At 50.7% G+C, this 18,885-nt stretch carries 17 protein-coding genes; 9 read left to right on the top strand and 8 right to left on the bottom strand.

Features of this window, described 5'->3' with window-relative positions; genetic code table 11:
• Positions 1-32: 32 nt before the first annotated feature.
• The 6 genes from GWC94_RS00495 to lptB all read right to left on the bottom strand — a co-directional run bounded on the left by GWC94_RS00495 (position 33) and on the right by lptB (position 6,426).
• Positions 33-1,610, bottom strand: a complete 1,578-nt coding sequence (locus GWC94_RS00495; RefSeq protein ID WP_161833049.1) for a SulP family inorganic anion transporter — start codon at positions 1,608-1,610, stop codon at positions 33-35.
• 156 nt (positions 1,611-1,766) lie between these two features.
• Complete coding sequence (locus GWC94_RS00490; protein ID WP_161833048.1) at positions 1,767-2,417, bottom strand: carbonic anhydrase; 651 nt, start codon at positions 2,415-2,417, stop codon at positions 1,767-1,769.
• Between the two features lie 199 nt (positions 2,418-2,616).
• Entirely contained in the window at positions 2,617-2,979 is a 363-nt protein-coding gene (locus tag GWC94_RS00485) for a hypothetical protein (RefSeq protein ID WP_161833047.1), read from the bottom strand.
• A 122-nt stretch (positions 2,980-3,101) separates the two neighbouring features.
• Positions 3,102-3,857 carry a 3-oxoacyl-[acyl-carrier-protein] reductase gene (gene fabG, locus GWC94_RS00480; protein WP_161833046.1) on the bottom strand — a complete coding sequence of 252 codons (756 nt, stop codon included), beginning with the start codon at positions 3,855-3,857 and terminating at the stop codon, positions 3,102-3,104.
• A 166-nt stretch (positions 3,858-4,023) separates the two neighbouring features.
• Positions 4,024-5,505 (bottom strand): GH3 auxin-responsive promoter family protein, encoded by a 1,482-nt coding sequence (locus GWC94_RS00475; protein ID WP_235918407.1) that lies wholly within the window; start codon positions 5,503-5,505, stop codon positions 4,024-4,026.
• Positions 5,506-5,634: 129 nt separating this feature from the next.
• Entirely contained in the window at positions 5,635-6,426 is a 792-nt protein-coding gene (gene lptB / locus GWC94_RS00470; RefSeq protein WP_235918406.1) for an LPS export ABC transporter ATP-binding protein, read from the bottom strand.
• A gap of 102 nt (positions 6,427-6,528) precedes the next feature.
• Between lptB and GWC94_RS00465 the strand changes: the two genes are divergently transcribed.
• A complete protein-coding gene (locus GWC94_RS00465; protein WP_161833044.1) occupies positions 6,529-7,482 on the top strand; it encodes a methylenetetrahydrofolate reductase in 954 nt (317 codons plus the stop codon).
• Positions 7,483-7,684: 202 nt separating this feature from the next.
• Here GWC94_RS00465 and GWC94_RS00460 read toward each other — a convergent pair whose 3' ends face one another.
• Positions 7,685-9,184 carry a TlpA family protein disulfide reductase gene (locus tag GWC94_RS00460; protein ID WP_161833043.1) on the bottom strand — a complete coding sequence of 500 codons (1,500 nt, stop codon included), beginning with the start codon at positions 9,182-9,184 and terminating at the stop codon, positions 7,685-7,687.
• Between the two features lie 260 nt (positions 9,185-9,444).
• Between GWC94_RS00460 and rlmD the strand changes: the two genes are divergently transcribed.
• From rlmD to GWC94_RS00430, 6 genes are all read left to right on the top strand, one after another.
• On the top strand, positions 9,445-10,866 hold the full coding sequence (gene rlmD / locus GWC94_RS00455; protein ID WP_161833042.1) for a 23S rRNA (uracil(1939)-C(5))-methyltransferase RlmD: 1,422 nt from the start codon (positions 9,445-9,447) through the stop codon (positions 10,864-10,866).
• Positions 10,866-11,702, top strand: coding sequence for a rhomboid family intramembrane serine protease (locus GWC94_RS00450; protein ID WP_161833041.1), 837 nt, complete (start codon positions 10,866-10,868; stop codon positions 11,700-11,702). The genes rlmD and GWC94_RS00450 overlap by 1 nt, the downstream gene beginning before the upstream one ends.
• A 19-nt stretch (positions 11,703-11,721) precedes the next feature.
• A complete protein-coding gene (locus GWC94_RS00445) occupies positions 11,722-12,627 on the top strand; it encodes a rhomboid family intramembrane serine protease (protein ID WP_161833040.1) in 906 nt (301 codons plus the stop codon).
• A 258-nt stretch (positions 12,628-12,885) separates the two neighbouring features.
• Positions 12,886-13,989, top strand: a complete 1,104-nt coding sequence (locus GWC94_RS00440; RefSeq protein ID WP_161833039.1) for an endonuclease/exonuclease/phosphatase family protein — start codon at positions 12,886-12,888, stop codon at positions 13,987-13,989.
• 114 nt (positions 13,990-14,103) lie between these two features.
• Complete coding sequence (gene cysS / locus GWC94_RS00435) at positions 14,104-15,615, top strand: cysteine--tRNA ligase (protein WP_161833038.1); 1,512 nt, start codon at positions 14,104-14,106, stop codon at positions 15,613-15,615.
• 198 nt (positions 15,616-15,813) lie between these two features.
• The gene (locus tag GWC94_RS00430) at positions 15,814-17,151 is read left to right on the top strand and encodes a PAS domain S-box protein (RefSeq protein ID WP_161833037.1); all 1,338 of its coding nucleotides are present in this window, start codon (positions 15,814-15,816) and stop codon (positions 17,149-17,151) included.
• Between the two features lie 120 nt (positions 17,152-17,271).
• On the opposite strand, the gene GWC94_RS00425 is transcribed toward GWC94_RS00430, so the two are convergent.
• Complete coding sequence (locus tag GWC94_RS00425) at positions 17,272-17,670, bottom strand: MerC domain-containing protein (protein ID WP_161833036.1); 399 nt, start codon at positions 17,668-17,670, stop codon at positions 17,272-17,274.
• Positions 17,671-17,770: 100 nt separating this feature from the next.
• Between GWC94_RS00425 and GWC94_RS00420 the strand changes: the two genes are divergently transcribed.
• A complete protein-coding gene (locus GWC94_RS00420) occupies positions 17,771-18,415 on the top strand; it encodes an SCO family protein (RefSeq protein WP_161833035.1) in 645 nt (214 codons plus the stop codon).
• Between the two features lie 33 nt (positions 18,416-18,448).
• Positions 18,449-18,841 (top strand): Fur family transcriptional regulator, encoded by a 393-nt coding sequence (locus GWC94_RS00415; protein ID WP_235918404.1) that lies wholly within the window; start codon positions 18,449-18,451, stop codon positions 18,839-18,841.
• The last annotated feature ends 44 nt before the right edge of the window (positions 18,842-18,885 follow it).

Raw genomic sequence — 18,885 nt, 5'->3', positions numbered from 1 at the left:
CATCCGTGGCGGTCTGCGGCGATAAACAGACGTCAATGCGCTTTTACGATGGCTGCGGGTTCAATAAAATTGATCGTTTGCACCGTAATGTTCTTGCTTTTTGCGTGTGCTTTGAATTCCATGATCATTTCCACCACATCATAGGCAATGGATACGGACCGGCTGCAGTCTATCACCACTTTTGTATTGGCAGGGATGGCATCCAGCGAATTCAGTACGCTGGCTTTGTTAAAGAACGACACTTCTTCTGCCAGTACCAGGTGATGCGTTTCCTGGCCCTTCTCCGAGCTCACCACTTTTTTCAGGTGGTGCGAGTTGCGGAAACTGTGACGCAGCGTGTAAAATATACCGAACAGGATACCTACGGTGATCCCCTTCAGCAGGTCGGTGGCGAGTATGGCCACAACGGTGGTGATGAATGGAACAAACTGCTCCCATCCCAGCTTATACATCTGTACAAACAGGGAGGGTTTGGCCAGTTTATACCCCACCATGATCAATACGGCCGCAAGGCTCGCCAGGGGTATCCTGTTGAGAAATGCCGCGATGGTAATGGCGCTCAACAGCAGCCAGCAGCCATGGAGTATGGTCGATAATTTTGATCTTGCCCCGAAAGTGATATTCGCGGAACTGCGTACGATCACCTGTGTTACAGGCAGCCCGCCCAGCAATCCCGATACCAGGTTACCCAGTCCCTGGGCTTTCAGTTCCCGATTGGTGGGTGTTACATTTTTTTCCGGGTCGAGTTTATCGGTAGCCTCCACGCTGAGCAGTGTTTCGAGGCTGGCGATGATGGCGATGACAAACGCTGTTTTATACACATCCGGGTTGGAAAATGCCGTAAAATCGGGCAGGGTGAACTGTCCGAAGAAAGCGCCGATATTTTCCGGCACGGGTATCCTGACCAGCTGGTCGGCCTTCAGCGTAAAACTGAGTGCACCGCTCTCGAAAAGTGCGTTGAAAATAATACCCAGCACCACCACCACGATGGGGCCCTGTATCAGCTGGAACAGTTTTCCTTTTTTGGAAAGCACTTTATCCCATAAGATCAGTATACCCAGCGAAACCAGTGCGATCATTACCGCGCCGGGTGTTACAAATTCAAAAGCTTTTTCGATGGCGGAGAAAGTGTTGTTGCCATCGGCCTGAAAGAATTCATCATCACCCTCAATGTCCTTATCCCATCCCAGGGCATGCGGTATCTGTTTCAGAATAATGAGCAGACCGATGCCGGTAAGCATTCCCTTGATCACCGAAGAAGGGAAAAAATAACCGATAAACCCGGCTTTCAGGTACCCGAGTACGATCTGCAGCACACCTGCCAGCGCCACGGCCAGCAGGAATACCTGGAACGAACCATGAAAAGTTTCATTGATGGCCGTCATAACGATCACGGCCAGTCCGGCTGCCGGACCGCTTACACCCAATCTTGAACCGCTTGCGGCGCCCACGATGATACCGCCGATGATACCGGCGATGATACCCGAAAAAAGCGGTGCGCCCGAGGCAAGCGCCACACCCAGGCATAAGGGCAGCGCTACAAAAAATACAACGATACTTGCTGGAAGATCGCTTTTGATCTCAGCGAAAATGTTTTTATTCGATTTCATGCTTGCTTGTGTTTATTCGTGGAACTGCCCACGGCAGTATGCATACACCAATACCAGGATCGGCCTCGGGAAAAGCAGGCGTTGCCGCCTGCTTCCCTCAGCCTTGTGATCCACTCCTGTTGTTCCTCAAAAGTTCAGGGTAGTAACCCCGGATGCTTAGTGAACGGCGAGTTCTGCATCCATGATATAATATGTTGGAAGATCGCTCTGACCCGAGATGGTGGTCTCAAGATCGTTGAGTATACCGCTCCTGAGATCATATACCAGCCCATGCAGGGAAAGGGGTTGCCCTTTTGCCCAGGCATTCTGTACGATCGATGTTTTGCTAAGGTTCAGTACCTGCTCCATCACGTTGAGTTCAACAAGGCGGTTGGCTTTTTTGTCCTTGTCCTTGATCGCATCCAGTTCGCGCTGGTAGAGACGGTACACATCTTTGATGTTGCGGAGCCAGTTATCAACCAGCCCGTTCTGTTTTTTTCCAAGTGAAGCAATCACCCCGCCGCAGCCATAGTGGCCGCAGACAATGATATCGGTTACCTGCAGCGCATTCACTGCATAGTCTACCACACTCAGCATGTTCAGATCGGTATGCACCACCATATTGGCGATATTGCGGTGCACGAATATTTCACCGGGCAGTGTTCCGGTGATCTCGTTGGCAGGAACGCGGCTGTCGGAGCAGCCGATCCATAATACGGGCGGCTTTTGTCCTTTGGCCAGTTTCTCAAAAAATTCAGGATCGCGGGCAAGCGTGTCGTCCACCCATTTCCTGTTTCCCTCAAATAATTTTTCGTATGTCGATTTCATAATATCTGTGTTACGGTCCGGTGCACACGGAACGCATGTACCGGCCCTGCAGCGGACCTTCGGTAAAAAATAAAGTAAGTAACCTGGAATAAAGACACCGGCTGGATGAACCAGATACCATCAATGACAACGGGATGTGATAAGCCCTTAACAGGCCATCGTCACCACAGGCATAAGCCTGTATGGATACCGGTATGTGTTACACGAAGTCTGGAGGAGGGGAGAGAAGTTCTCCGTAAAAAGCAGTGTAAGTGGCTACCTGCTCTATTTTGTATTCGGCTGAAAGCTCGGTAAGAAAGTGGTGTTCGGCAGCGTGCGCATCGTGAAGGTATTCTTCGGAGAACATGCTGGTGTTGCTGCTGGTTTTTTCTTCTGTGGTATTGGTCAGCGGGTTGGAGTCATCTGCCTGGTCCGAAGCACTGGCGGCCGCTGCCATTTTTGCATGGAAGACCTTCTGCGCTTTATATACAAAGGGCAAACTCACCGTAAGCCAGGCCAGTATACCCACCATGCAAATACTGGTGAGGTATATTTTAAGGGTATATAGCTTACGGCTGCTCATGTATTTATCTCGATAATCGTACAACGATGTGTACGATGCAAACAAAAATAGGCTGGCAGAATGAATTTACGAAGCCATAAACAATTCTTTAACATATTGCCCATGGCTTCGTAACCGTCCGGTTAAATATTCAGGCCGCCGCAAACGCTGAGCACCTGGCCGGTGATATAGCTGGCCATATCGCTTGCCAGGAACAGCGTGGTATCGGCTATCTCTTCCGCTTTTCCGAAACGGCCCAGCGGTATCTTTTTCAGGAATTCGGTGGCGCCTTCTCCCTCTTTCAGGTAATGTGTCATATCCGTTTCCACAAAACCGGGTGCAATGGCGTTGCAGCGTATGTTGCGGCTGCCCAGTTCCAGCGCAACCGATTTGGTGAAACCGATGATGCCCGCCTTGCTGGCTGCATAACTGCTCTGGCCCGCATTGCCGCGAACGCCCACAATGGAACTCATATTGATGATGCTGCCCGATTTTGCTTTCATCATCGGGCGTATCACCTGCTTGGTCATATTGAACACACTTTTCAGGTTCGTATCCATCACATCATCCCATTGCTCGGCATTGAGACGCAGTAACAGGTTGTCTTTGGAAATACCGGCATTGTTCACACACACATCCAGTTTACCAAAGTCTTTCAGTACCTCGTTGACAAACACTTCGCATGCGGCAAAATCGCCTGCATTGGTCTGGTATGCCCTGGCTTTTACACCAAGTGCTTCGATCTGCTGCGCCAGTGCGTTGGCTTTCTCCGCACTGCTGTCGCTCACATAGGTAAACGCGATATCGCTGCCATGTTCGGCCAGTTTGTATGCGATAGCTGCGCCAATACCGCGGGCGGCGCCGGTAACAATGGAAACTTTTCCTGCTAATAATTTCATATCGGTCGGTTAAAGTGAAGGATGTGTATAAAAGCGTGAAAATACATAAAATACAGTGCCCGTTGCATATCGTTTCAGGCAGGATGAGCATGCGCTGCAGCGGTGGTGGCGATGGGATCCGGATTTTTTGCGCAGCTGTTCCGGCTGGTATTGTATAGCAGAAATGCTACCCGCGCATCATGGGTTTGATATCGTCGATATAGGTGCGGTCGTTGCTTAGTCTCGGCACTTTGTGCTGGCCGCCGAGTTTGCCTTTGTTCTTCAGCCATTCGTTGAAAACGCCTTTCTGCAACAGGTGAACGATCGGCATCGTAAGCGCCAGGTCCTTATACCGCTTGGCTTCGTAATCGCTGTTGAGCGATTTCAGTGCCGAATCCAGTTCGTACGCGAACTGATCTGTGCTTGATGGCGCCTGGTCGAATTCGATCAGCCATTCGTGTGCGCCTTTACCGTCGCCGTCAAAATAAACCGGCGCCGCGGTGTAATCGCTGACCATACTGCCTGTTCTTGCGCAGGCGATGGCAATTGCCTTATCGGTATTGTCGGCGATCACCTCTTCACCAAAAGCATTAATGAACTGTTTCAGCCGGCCGCTTACTTTGATACGGAAGGGCCAGGTAGAGGTGAACTGCACGGTATCGCCCACAAGGTAACGCCAGAGCCCGCCATTGGTACTGATCACCATGGCATAGTTCTTACCGGTTTCAACCGCTTTCAGACCGATGGTCCTGGGCGATGGTTTGCCATATTCCTCGATGGGCATGAATTCGTAAAAAACACCATGATCCAGGAACAGCAGCATGCCTTCTTCATCGGGGTTATCCTGTGCGGCAAAGAATCCTTCGCTTGCATTATACATTTCGAGGTAATGACAGCCTTCGCCGATGAGCTTACGAAACTGCTCGCGATAGGGCAGGAACGACACACCGCCATGTATATAGAGTTCGAGGTTGGGCCACACATCCTTGATGGTACGTTTGCCGGTGATCTCGAGAATTCTTTTCATCAGGATCATCGTCCAGGTAGGCACGCCCGAAACAGATGTCACATCTTCTTCTATCGTTGACCTGGCCAGGCGTTCGATCTTGCTTTCCCATTCGTCCATCAGGGCAATCGACAGCTCCGGCGTGCGTATCCAGCTGGCCCATACGGGTGTATTCTGGAGCAATACGGCGCTGAGGTCGCCGTATTGTATGTCTTCATTCAGCCTGCTGATCTGGTGGCTGCCGCCGATCACCAGTCCTTTGCCCGTAAGCAGATCGCTTTCGCTCCGGTGGTTGTAATACATGGTAAGCACATCCTTCGCCGCCTGAAAATGGCAGTCCTCCAGGCTTTCCTGTGTAATGGGGATGAATTTACTCTTGTCGCTGGTGGTGCCGCTGCTTTTGGCGAACCAGTTAACAGGCGTGTTCCACAACAGGTTCTCCTCGCCCTGCATCAGCCTGTCGATATAAGGTTTGAGGTCTTCATAATCCTGGATGGGAACATGCTGCTTGAACATGCGTATGCTGAAGATCTCTTTCAGACCGTACTTACGCCCGAACTCGGTGTACTGGCCGTGGGTAACCAGGTCCTGCAGCACTTCGCGCTGTGCGGCAACTGGATCGCTGACCCATTGCTCGATCCGCCAATGCCGGAACCGGGCCAAACGCGATATTGCAGGACTTAGCAGCTTCATCGTTGAATAACAGCAAAATAGGAATAAAAGACCGTTTGGCCGGAAAGAATATCGGCTTCGGGCAGCCAGGGGGTTAAGCCCTCAGAAGAAACCGGTATGCTATCCCCCGTTGTCACCCTTCTGCATATCAATGATCCAGTCTTTCCGGCGCAGTTCAAAATTGGTGCCGAGGTACAGCCGTCTTACCTGTTCATTGCCTGCGAGTTCTTCGGCGGTGCCGTGTTTAAAGATCTTGCCTTCTATCAGCAGGTAGGCGCGGTCGCAGATGGACAGGGTTTCGTTTACATTATGATCTGTGATCAGGATGCCGATGTTCTTGTACTTCAGTTTGGCAACAACCGTTTGTATATCTTCCACCGCTATGGGGTCTACGCCGGCAAAAGGTTCGTCGAGCAGGATGAATTTGGGATCCACCGCCAGCGCCCTGGCTATCTCCGTTCTCCTGCGCTCACCGCCGCTCAGGCTGTCGCCGTTGTTCCTGCGCACATGGTGCAGGTTGAACTCGTCCAGCAGGGATTCGAGTTTGTGCTGTCTTTCACCCTGTGTCAGCCCGGTCATTTCCAGCACCGCCATGATATTGTCTTCCACGCTCAGTTTTCTGAACACACTGGCCTCCTGGGGCAGGTAGCCGATGCCCATCTGGGCCCGTTTGTACATGGGCAGTTTGGTAATATCCTCTTGGTTAAGGTATACCGTGCCCTCATCGGGTTTGATCAAACCCACCACCATATAGAAGGTGGTGGTTTTACCGGCCCCGTTGGGGCCCAGCAATCCTACGATCTCTCCCTGCTGCACGCTCACAGATACCTGGTTTACCACCGTTCGTCCCTTATAGCTTTTAACGAGGTCTTTTGTATGGATGATCAGACTCAATGCGTAATGTTTGCTCAAAAATAAGACTTAGATAAGTACGGTTTGCGAAGTGCATGGCGCCGGCGCTGGCAAATCCTACCTATTTCACCTTATCTTAGCAGCCGTTTTAGCATTCCTACAATGAAAATTACAGAACATATCCGCCAGGCAAAAGATTCCCTGATTTCTTTTGAGGTGCTGCCCCCGTTAAAAGGCAAAACCATCGCTTCTTTGTACGATCACCTCGATCCGCTGATGGAATTCAAACCATCCTGGATCAATGTTACCTACCATCGCAGCGAGAGTATGTTCAAGAAAAAGACCGATGGCACTTTTGAGAGAGTGGAAGTGAGGAAGCGCCCGGGAACGGTGGGTATCTGTGCGGCCATCATGAACCATTACCAGGTGGATGCGGTGCCGCATATCATCTGCGGCGGTTTTACCAAGCGCGAAACCGAAGATGCGCTGATCGACCTGGATTTTCTGGGGATCGACAACCTGCTCATTCTTCGCGGTGATGCCGCCAAGAACGAAGCCGCATTTGAACCCGAACCCGGCGGTAATAACCTGGCCATCGATCTGCTGCAGCAGGTGAATAATATGAACGATGGTATTTACCTGGATGAGGATATCAAGAACGGCGGCAAAACCAGGTTCTGCATGGGTGTGGCGGGTTACCCCGAAAAACATTTTGAAGCGCCCAACCTCGAGATCGATATGCAAAGGCTGAAAGCAAAAGTGGATGCCGGCGCCGAATACATCATGACCCAGATGTTCTTCGACAACCGGAAATATTTTGAGTTTGTGACCAAATGCCGGGAGATTGGCATTACCGTACCCATTATCCCCGGACTGAAACCCATTACCAATAAAAAACAGTTGTCGGTTCTTCCCAGGATATTCCATGTGGACCTGCCCACAGAACTCTCACAGGCCATGCTCAAATGCAAAACCGATGCAGAATGCGAGCAGGTTGGCACCGAATGGCTGATCCAGCAAAGCCGCGAACTCAAAAAATTCGGCGTACCCGTACTGCACTACTACACCCTCGGCAAGCCAAAAGTGATATGGAACGTGGTGAAAGAACTGGTGTAGCATAACGAACAATAAAACAAGGAACAAGGAGCAGGGAACAGAGGATCGGAAGGTTTTGAACAATAGAACAAGGAGCAAGGAACAGATCTGTTCATCTGTTCCCTCCCCCTTCCTTTCCGATCAACATTCGCTATTCCTTGTTCCTCTGTTCATTATTCCCTCCTCCTTTCCGATCGAAATTCGCTATTCCTTGTTCCTCTGTTCATCTGTTCCCCACCCCTGCTTTCCGTTTTGTTTCTATCAGTTCATTAAACTGTTCCAGGCTGAGGTGTTTGGCGATGATGCGTTTGTCTTTATCGAGTAAATAGATCGTGGGGGTTTTGAAGATATCGTATAACTGGCGGTAATTGGCCTGCCCCGCTTTCTCGGTTGCGGTTTTTGCCTCTTTTGTTTCATAGGCCTGCACCCATTCTCCGGAAAGGTGTTTATCGGCGATAAAACGTTTCCAGGCGGGTATCTCGTTCTCGTAAATGTTGACTGAAAAAACCGCTACGCCATAATTCTTCCATCTTGCCTTATACATCGAATCCAGGCGGGGGATCTCTTCCTTGCAGTGCCCGCAGTTGGGATCCCAGAACGCCACCACGGTAAACGGGGCATCGATGCCGTATAAAGAAGCCTTTTTCCCGAGCGTATCGGTCAGGTTTAACTGCGGCGCGGGCTGACCCAGCTGGTTGGCCATCAGGCTGTATGCCCTGTCAACAATGGTTTTGCGCGATGCAGGGTTGAGCAGCGTGGTATCTCCTTTTGCGTAATAATTCTCGAACAGGTATACAAATACTTTATCCTGCCCCATGATCTCGGGGTTGATGTATTTGTTCGTGAATTTGGTGAGCAGGTAAGGATAGATCTCCTTGCCCGTTCTTGCAAACAGCAGCATATAGTTTACTTCCCTGATGATCGAATCGGGTTCAGGATAAACCATCGTTTTGAAGTATTCATCCAGTTTCTTTTCAAAAAAAGGTGTGCGCAGCAACCTGTCGTCGTTAAAGTTCACATCGTCCCAGTAATGTTCTTTCACAAAACGGTATGGGTATGACGAATCGGCTTTGCCGTTCACAACAGGGATAGCCGGGGTTTCCGGTCTCCGCATCGCCGCCAGCAGCGCCGCCAGCAAAGAATGGGGGCTTTTCTGAATAATACCGGCCTGGTAATCCTTTACTTCCTTATTGATTTTTGCGTACTCGGTGCGCACCCGGGCCGAATCTGCGGTTGACCGGGCGGTACCCGAGGTAAATTCCTTCTCCAGTTCCGCCATACGCCTGCCTTTATCGTCCATAAACACTGCGTAGCTCTTATACAGATCGTTATCGGGCGAGCCGGTAATGATGGATTTTTCCTTGACAGCCGTATCCGCCTCTATGCTGAACCGCTGGCCGTTATCCATCAGAAAATCGAACTGGCGGGTATACTGTCTGGTCACCACGAAATAAATGCCTCCCGTATATTTCGGCGACCCGGTAAATACACCGTGGCTGTTGGCATCGAGCATAGCCGAATCCACCAGCACCATACTGTTGCCGTAATAGCTGCCGAGATAGATCTTCTCGTTCCGGATCGGCTTCAGCGTAATACTGATATACCTGGCTGCCTGGCTGGCAGCCGCTTTGGCCGGAGCTTTCGCCGCCGGTGTTGTTTTTTTCTGCTGGGCAAGACCGCCGATGGCAGCCATCATCATAACGGGGAACAGTAAACGCTTCATAAGAAAGGTATGATGCGTAAAAATAACCAATAAAATGCCTGCAAAACCCCAGCCCCTTCAAAGCGGCCGGTCGCTGCAAATTTTAACAAAGAGGATGAAGGATTGATAAATTATGGATTCGCGGATTCCGGATTAGTGGATTTTTAACTTGGGGATGATTGCTGAGAAGAAAAACAGGACAGCCGATTATTTCAAAAAAATCCGCGAATCCTGAATCCATTAATCCGGAATCCGAAATCAGCGTACCTTACCTTTGCGCCGTGAGAAAACAGAAAAAACAGGTCATACTCGAGAATATCACCGTGGAAGACTATGCAGCCGAAGGCAAATCGCTGGCCAGGGTGGATGGGAAAGTCGTTTTTATCGAAGGAGCCGTGCCGGGCGATACCGTGGATGTGCGTCTGTCTAAAAACAAAGCCGACTGGGCCGAAGGACAGGCGGTGGCCATACGTTCTTTTTCGCCCGATCGGGTGGATCCGTTCTGCGCGCATTTCGGCGTTTGCGGAGGTTGCCAGTGGCAGATGCTGCCGTACCAGAAACAACTGCAGTACAAACAGCAGCAGGTGAGCGATAACCTGACACGCATCGGCCGCATTCCCTTACCGGAAATGATGCCCATTATCGGCGCGGATGAAACCCGCAGGTACCGTAACAAGATGGAGTATACATTCGCCACCGGAAAATATATACCCGATGCCGAGTTCAGGCGAATGAAAGAAGCCGGTGAATCTTTTGACGGACCCGGCGCTGCAGGTTTCCATGTGCGTGGTTTTTTTGATAAGGTGGTGGAGATCGATACCTGTCACCTGCAGGAAGAACCCACCAACCTGATACGAAAAGCGGCAGCGGCATTTGCCATTGAACACCAGCTGCCGTTTTACAATATCAAACAGCACCATGGCTGGCTGCGCAATATGTTTGTACGCAACAGCAGCACCGGCGGGCTGATGATCAACATCATGCTGGGCTACGAAGATGCGGATCACAGGCAACAACTGCTCGACCGGCTGCTTCGCGATTTTCCACAGATCACCACACTGCTGTATACGATCAATACCAAGCGCAACGACAGTCTGCAGGGACTGGAACCACAGACCCACTCCGGCAAGGGATATATTGAGGAGAAACTCGAGGATTTCCGGTTCATCATCAGCCCGAAATCGTTTTTTCAGACCAATACAAGGCAGGCAGAAAAACTGTACCGGGTAACGCGCGATTTTGCGGAACTGGACGGCACGCAAACGGTGTACGATCTTTACTGCGGCACCGGCAGCATCGGCATTTTTGTCAGCAAACAGGCCGCCAGGATCATCGGCGTGGAAGTGGTGGACGATGCCATCACTGATGCGAAGAAAAATGCGGAGCTGAACGGCATCACACACGCCTCATTTTTTACGGGCGATGTGATCGATATATGCGATGATGCATTTTTTGCGGAACACGGCAGACCCGATGTCATCATCACCGATCCTCCGAGGGCGGGCATGCACGAGAAACTGGTGAAAAAACTGCTCGAAATAGCGGCGCCCACCATTGTGTACGTAAGCTGCAACCCCGCCACACAGGCCCGCGATCTGGGTCTGCTGGCAGAAAAATATTCTGTCGAAAAAATTCAGCCGGTTGACATGTTCCCGCATACCTTGCATATAGAAAACGTGGTTCAGTTAAAACACAAAGCCTAATGGAGTTCCGACCCAGTCGATTTGAGATATTGCCGCCGGCCATTAAAAATCTTTTGATCATCAATGTGCTGTGTTTTCTTGCGCAGCAGACCCTTGGCGGACCGGCCACCGGGTTTTCCATTGACGATACGTTTGCATTGCACGCATGGCAGAGCCCGCTGTTCAGACCCTGGCAACTGGTAACCCACCTGTTTATGCATGGCGGGTTCTCGCATATCTTTTTCAATATGCTGGCGTTATGGATGTTTGGCTCTGTACTAGAGAATGTATGGGGCACCAAGCGGTTTATCATATTTTACCTGATCTGCGGTCTCGGCGCAGCGCTGATACACCTGTTGTTCCTGAGTTATGAAATGATACCCATCCTTAACGACTATGCCGCCGTGGTACAGGAGCAAACCGCCGGCCGTTCCAATGATGCGCTTATCAGTTTTATCGCCCGGTACGACGATATCGGTTTTGTGAACAGGGGCGAGCTGATCCAGGCACTGCGGATGGGCCCGGGCAACAGTATGGTTTCGGGCAAGGTGATGGAAGCAGTCACTTCGTTTTACGAAGGCAGGATCAATTCAGCCACCCTCGGTGCAAGCGGGGCGGTGTTCGGCATACTGGCGGCTTTCGGTTACCTGTTTCCCAATACCTATCTCTATATCTACATGCTTTTCCCCATCAAGGCAAAATGGTTTGTGCTGATCTATGGGGCATTTGAATTGTATGAGGGTATCAGGAACTCGGCGGGCGATAATATCGCTCACTGGGCGCATATCGGCGGCGCGGTGGTAGGTTTGCTCATCGTGATCACCTGGAACAGAACAAACCGCAAAACCATGTATTAGGCACTCAATGTTTTTACCGATGGTAACATCTGCTTCTCCCAGAAAAAAGAAAACCCTGCTCGGGCAGCCGAACAACGGTCTTGTATTGTTGTTTGCGGCCAATATGATCATGTTTGTCATCATTCACATGGTCAGCGTTATTTACCAGCTCTCCGATATTCCCATGGAGCAGTTCCACCGCCAGGTGCTCAACTGGCTCGTACTGCCTGCTTCCGCAGAAGCATTTGCAGCCAGACCCTGGACCCTGCTCACCCACCTGTTTACCCATTTTGGCTTCTGGCACCTGGTAAGCAGCATGGTATGGCTCTGGTTCTTCGGCTATCTTTTGCAGGATATGATCGGCAACAACAAACTGATCCCCGTATACCTCTACGGCGCCGTTGCAGGGGCCCTGGTATTTTTGCTCACTGCCAACCTGGTACCCGGCAGTAACAGCGCCGATAGCGTGATGGGCGCAGGCGCCGCAGTAATGGCCATCGCCATCGCCATTACGGTGATCGCACCCGATTACCGCTTTTTCCCGATGATCAACGGAGGCATACCGCTTTGGGTGATTACCGTGGTGTACGTGCTCATCGATTTCTCCACGATGGGTAAAGGCAATATAGCCATCGCGGCCTCGCATACCGGTGCGGCGGCAACAGGTTTTCTTTTTGCCAGGCAGCTGCGCAAAGGCAGGGACTGGAGCCTGTGGATGAACCGGTTGACAGACTGGCTCAACGATCTCTTCAATCCCGAGAAAAAAAGCGGCGGACAAAAGAACCGGCTTTATTACCGGGCCGACCGCAAGCCTTTTGAAAAAACCGCCAACATCACCCAGCAGCGGCTGGACACCATACTCGAAAAAATCCACCGCCACGGCTACGACCAGCTTACAGACGAGGAAAAAGCATTCCTCGAAAGGGCCAGCCGGGAGGATTTGTGAGGGGTGAGCGTGAAACACAAAACGTGAGTTGGCGTGAGTTGGATTGGAGGGGTTTCAGTGTTCCGGAAAGCAGCCAGGCTGACAGATGAAGTCTTGATCGCTACTTATTCCTATTTCCGATCAACATTCGCTATTCCTTGTTCCGCTGTTCAATATTCCCTCCTCCTCCTTTCCGATCTACATTCGTTATTCCTTGTTCATCTGTTCTTCTGTTCCCCTGTCCTTTTCTTCTATCGCCGGTTTTAACTAATTTTAGGTATGGCCAGGAATTTCTTTCGCCGCGCACTGAAAGCGATAACCGTTGGTGTGAATATGCTGGTAAGCCTTGTTTTTCTGCTGGCCTGCCTGACACCTTATGTAAACCCCAACAAATGGTGGATCACCGGTTTTGCAGGACTCGCCGTTCCTTACCTGATCCTGGGCCTGGTATTTTTCCTGATCTTCTGGCTGATTGTAAAACCCAGATGGGCATTGCTTTCCCTGCTTACCCTGGCCATCGGCTGGCAGCAGCTGGCCGTGGTTTTTGCCTGGCATCCCGGTGCGGGCTTTACCAAACGCAAACCGCAGAACGCCCTGCGTATTGTTGACTGGAACGTACAGAGCTTCAACGGCCTCTCAAACAGCCGGGAAGCCCGGAAGCTTGCCCCCAACGAACTCGCCGCCAGCATACTGAAATACGAGCCCGATGTTATCTGCATGCAGGAGTTCAATACGGCTGCGTCCGCAGACAATATCTCCCTGTTCCGTAGGCTGTATCCCTATCATTATTTTTCACGCGATTACCAGCGCGACAGCGGCCGTTATCTTTCGGGCTGTATTATTTTCTCCAAATACCCCGTTATCGATTCGGGAAGGATCAAATACCCAGTTGCCGAGAGTCTGATTTATGTTGACCTGGTAAAAGGCCCCGATACCATGCGCGTGTTTACCACGCACCTGCAGTCGTTCAAATTCAAACCCGAGGACTACAGCGACCTGGAGAAGATACGCGAACAGGAAGACGGCAACCTGGCCGCATCCAGGAGCCTTGCGCGAAAAATGCGACTTGCCTTTGTACGCCGCGGCACCCAGGCCACCATGGTAAGGGAGGAAATGGATAAAAGTCCTTATCCCGCCATCATCTGCGGCGATTTTAACGATGTGCCCAATTCATTCGCCTATTTCCATATCAAAGGCGGGCAGCAGGATGCTTTTCTGCAAAAGGGTTTTGCGATCGGCAGAAGCTTTATTTCCCTTGCACCCACACTTCGCATTGATTATATCCTCGCCTCGCGCAGGTTCGAAATAAAACAGTTCGATATGATCGATGAGAACCTGAGCGATCACCTGATGCTGGTGTCCGACATTCTGGTTAAAAAATAATACCTTCGTTACACTATGAGACAGATTCACGCATACGCCTGTTGTTGTTGCTGCTGATGCTTCCGTTACCGGAAAAGTTCCTGTATTGATCTCCTAACGTCTCAAATTCAAACAATGTCACTCAAAGTATACAATTCCCTCAAGCGCCAGAAAGAAGTGTTCACACCCATCAACCCGCCCTATGTGGGTATGTATGTGTGCGGACCAACCGTAAGCGGCGAGAGCCATCTCGGGCATGCCCGTCCGTATATAACCTTCGATGTATTGTACAGGTACCTGATGCACCTCGGGTACAAGGTGAGGTATGTACGCAACCTCACCGACGCCGGCCATTTTGAAGAAGAAGGCCGCGAAGCGGAAGACAAGATCAGTAAGAAAGCCGTTCTTGAAAAACTCGAACCGATGGAGCTGGTGCAGAAATACACCAGGCTGTACCACTGGGCAATGGAACGACTCAATAACCTGCCGCCCGCCATCGAACCCACGGCAACCGGACATATCACCGAGCAGATCGAAATGATCAAAAAGATCATTGCCGACGGATACGCCTACGAAACAAACGGCTCCGTGTATTTTGACGTGGAAAAATACAACACCGATTTCTCCAGGGAGGGTCAGCCCTATGGCATCCTCAGCGGGCGCATACTCGAAGACCAGATAGAAAGCACGAGGGAACTCGATAACCAGGATGAGAAACGCAACAAAAGCGATTTCGCCCTCTGGAAAAACGCGCCGCCAGAACATATCATGCGCTGGCAAAGTCCCTGGGGCGAGGGTTTTCCCGGATGGCATATCGAATGCTCGGCCATGAGCCGTAAATACCTAGGCGACGAATTCGATATCCATGGCGGCGGAATGGACCTCCAGTTCCCGCATCATGAATGCGAGATCGCCCAGAGCGCCGTATGCAACCACAAAATGATGGCGCGCTACTGGATGCACAATAACATGATCACCATCAACGGTAAGAAGATGGGTAAGAGCTACAACAACGTTATCAAACTGACCGAACTGTTCAGCGGCGAACATCCCCTGCTTACCCAGGCATATGCCCCGATGACGATCCGTTTCTTTATCCTGCAGAGCCATTACCGCGGCACACTCGATTTCAGCAACGAAGCTTTACAGGGCTCCGAAAAAGCATTGAAACGCCTGCTCGAAGCACATGACTGGCTGGCCCAGCAACAGGGGCTTGGTAACGACGATGCCGCTGCAACCGATCCGGAACTGAACGGTAAAGTTGACAAACTCCTGAATGAATTCACCGAGTTCATGAACGATGATATCAACACGGCCAAGGTTGTGGCCAATATGTTCGAGCTGGTGTCTGTGATCAATGCCATCAAAGACAAACACCTGCCCGCAGCGGCGCTGCGCAAGGATATTGCCGCACAGCTGCAGCAGCAGATGAAACTGTTCGTGGAAGATATTTTCGGACTGAAGAACGAACGCGCAGACAATAACGGCAAACTGGACGGTGTGCTGCAGCTGCTGATCGATATCCGAAAAGACGCCAAAAGCAGGAAAGATTTTGTTACCAGCGATAAGATCCGCAACGAGCTGTCCGCGCTGGGCGTGCAGCTGAAAGATGAGAAAGACGGGGGAATGAGCTATACGGTTGCGTAGGAAATATTTGAACAGATGAACAAGGAATAGCGATGTAGATCGGAAAAGGGGGGGCTGCGGCTGAATACTGGCGGGGGTTTCAGGGGGGAGCCGGATTTCGGTATTTGATATCGCTAATCAATATTAGGTATTTTCCTCCCGCCCCATTGACATCCCCTTTTACAATCCGTAACTTTAAAAGGTCCTAAAAACCGTCGCATGTCCGTCTCGTCAACTTCTAAGAAAGAGCGCCAGGGCTTTATCACGTACCGGCAGCTGTTTGAAGACAGTCCGGCACCCAAGTATATCTACGACCTTGAGACCTACGAATTCCTGGAGGTTAACCGCGCCGCATTGGATCAGTACGGCTATACGCGGGAAGAATTCCTGTCGCTCAAAGCAACCGATATCAGGCCGGCAGAAGAGCTGCCTGCCTTTCTTGAGGTGTTTGATGATATCGAGACCACACCCTATTACGATTTTGGCGCATGGAAACACAAACGCAAAAACGGAGAAGTGTTCTGGGCGCATATATACGCGCATGGCACCCTGTTTGAAAACCGGCGTGCAAGAATGGTGCTGGCAATCGATATCGACAAAAAATTAACGGCGGAAAAAGCATTGCAGGAAAAAAGCGCCGACATCGCCAATATCCTGGAAAGCATCACTGATGGTTTCTTCGCCGTTAACAAGCATTGGGAAATGATCTATATGAACCATGCCGCAGAACAGGTGCTGCACTGCGAACGCAAAGACCTGCTGGGAAAAGGTCTTTGGGATTATTTTTCGGCCGCCGTCGGCAGCAGGTCTTATATCGAGTACCACCATGTGATGAATGACCGGGTAAGCAGTCATTTTGAAGATTACTACGAGCCGTTGGATCTCTGGGTATCCATCAGGGCCTATCCCACTACGGAAGGCGTGGCCATCTATTTCATGGATATCACCGAACAGAAAAAAATGCTCGAAAAACAGGCGCAGGATGAACGGAATCTCCGCGCCATCATCAACAATACACAGGATACGATCTGGTCGCTCGATCACGATTACAATATTATCATAGCCAACGAACCTTTTTACCGACTTATGGAAGAACTGACCGGTAACAGGATCACGCGTATCCAGAGCAGTCATTTTACAAAGAATTCTTTCCGGATATGGAATGAGCATTACCAGCGCGCATTGAAGGGGGAGTCCTTTAAAGTGACCTGGCATGATAAAATCGGCCGGCGCGATATCTACCAGGAGGTCAGTTTCAATCCCATAACAGACGAGAACGGAACCGTTTCAGGGGTCAACTGCATCTCACGTGATATCACCGGGCAGTATACCTACACCAAAAAAATAGAAGCCCAGAATGAAACCCTCCGAAAGATAGCCTGGATACAGTCGCACGAAATACGGGCGCCGCTTTCCAATATCCTCGGGCTGGTGGCCCTTACCAAACAGGGGTTCGCCACCGAAGTACAGGCCCAGGAAGTGACCGCGATGCTCGAAAAAGCCGCCAAGCAGCTCGATAAAGTGATACAACAGGTGATGAGTGAGGCGAAAGGGTAGGGAACAGATGAACAGATGAACAGGGAATAATGAATGTCGATAGGAAAAAGTGTTATTTTCCGGTCATCTGTTCCTTGTTCATCTGTTCATCTGTTCATCTGTTCATCTGTTCGATATTCGTCAGTGATCGCAGTCGTCTGCGTGGGCGTGGTTGTGGCCGCGGCAGAGGCGGTAGTTGAGGTAGTGGGCGGTGATGATGGCGCCAACTGCCGGTAACAACAGTGCCAGGTTCCACTCGTGCCAGATGATACGGGCCATCAGCAAAAGAATTCCGGCGGTAAAAACAAGGATCGGCAGCCACCGGTGGTGGTGCTTCCTTTTTCCATGATACAGCGAATACACGCCAACACCCAGCGCAATCAGCGCCATCAGGAATTCAAAACCGGTGTTCTCGATGATGTTTACCCCGAAAACCGGCAAACTGGTCAGAAATAATGGCAGCAGCGCGCAGTGAATGGCGCAGGCCAGGGAAGTGCTGATGCCCAAAGCATCCCAGTTGATCTTTGTAGGTGTACGCATGGGCGGCAAAACTACACTAATGCAACATTGTTGCAAAATTTAATTGTGCTTTCAGGTTCTTCTCTCTCCGGGCTGTAACTTTGTGGCCTAATCTGTGGAAATGAACAAGAAAATGCTGGGTTATCTGCTGTTTTTCATCGTATTGGTACTGGGATTCTATTTTTTCCTGTTCCGCGGCAACGATTTCTGGAAAGCCAAACTGCCCGTGATCAGTTATGTAAAACCGTTCCGGTTTACCACGCAGGACGGGCTGCCCTTTACCGAAAAGGATATGCTGGGCAAGGTAAGCGTGGTGGAGTTTTTCTTTACCACCTGCAAAGGCATCTGCCCGAAAATGAACTCGAACATGAAAACGGTATACGAAGCCTACCGAAACGAACCCGATTTCATGGTGGTGGCGCATACCTGCGATCCGGAGAGGGACTCTGCGGCGCGTTTAAAGGTATACGCCGATTCCCTGAAGATCGATACGCACAAATGGGTGCTGCTGACGGGGCGGAAAGACAGTCTCTATTCGATTGCCCGCAATGCCTACCTGCTCGACGACCCGAAGAACGATTTGCAGAAAATAGAAGACCAGTTCATCCATACCCAGTTCTTTGCACTGGTTGACCGCGACGGTAAAGTGCGCGGACAGGTATACGATGGTTTAAAGCAGACCGAGCTCGACAGACTGAAAAAAGATATTGCCAAACTGCTGGCGGAAAAATCCGACCATGTGAACATCGTCAGCGAAAAGAAATAAGAAGATCGTATGCTATACGGCGTAACAGATTTATTGAAACGTAACCAGCTGAGCGTAACCGACAGCCGCAAGAAAATACTCGAGTTGTTTATGCGCTCCGACGGCGCGCTGGCGCATGCGGATATTGAACACCACAGCGGCACCGAGTTTGACCGCGTAACCATCTACCGCACGCTGCAGACCTTTGTTGAAAAAGGCATTATCCATACCATCCCCACCTCGGATAATTCCGTCCGCTACGCTTTGTGCAAGGACGAATGCAGCGAGGGCCACCACCACGATGACCATGTACATTTTATGTGCGACGGCTGCGGCACCACCTATTGCCTGGATCATGTAACCGTTCCGGCCATTGCATTGCCCCAGGGTTTCCTGGCTTCGCAAACCGATGTGGTGATCAGCGGCAAATGCGATAAATGCGGGTAAATACTACGTATTAATACCTAATCTTTGAAAATATCTAGACCGTA

It is taken from the genome of Sediminibacterium soli (assembly GCF_009939225.1).
Classification (GTDB): domain Bacteria; phylum Bacteroidota; class Bacteroidia; order Chitinophagales; family Chitinophagaceae; genus Sediminibacterium; species Sediminibacterium soli.
Note: the sequence above shows the minus strand (reverse complement) of the source record. Positions and strands in the feature narration are given on the sequence as shown.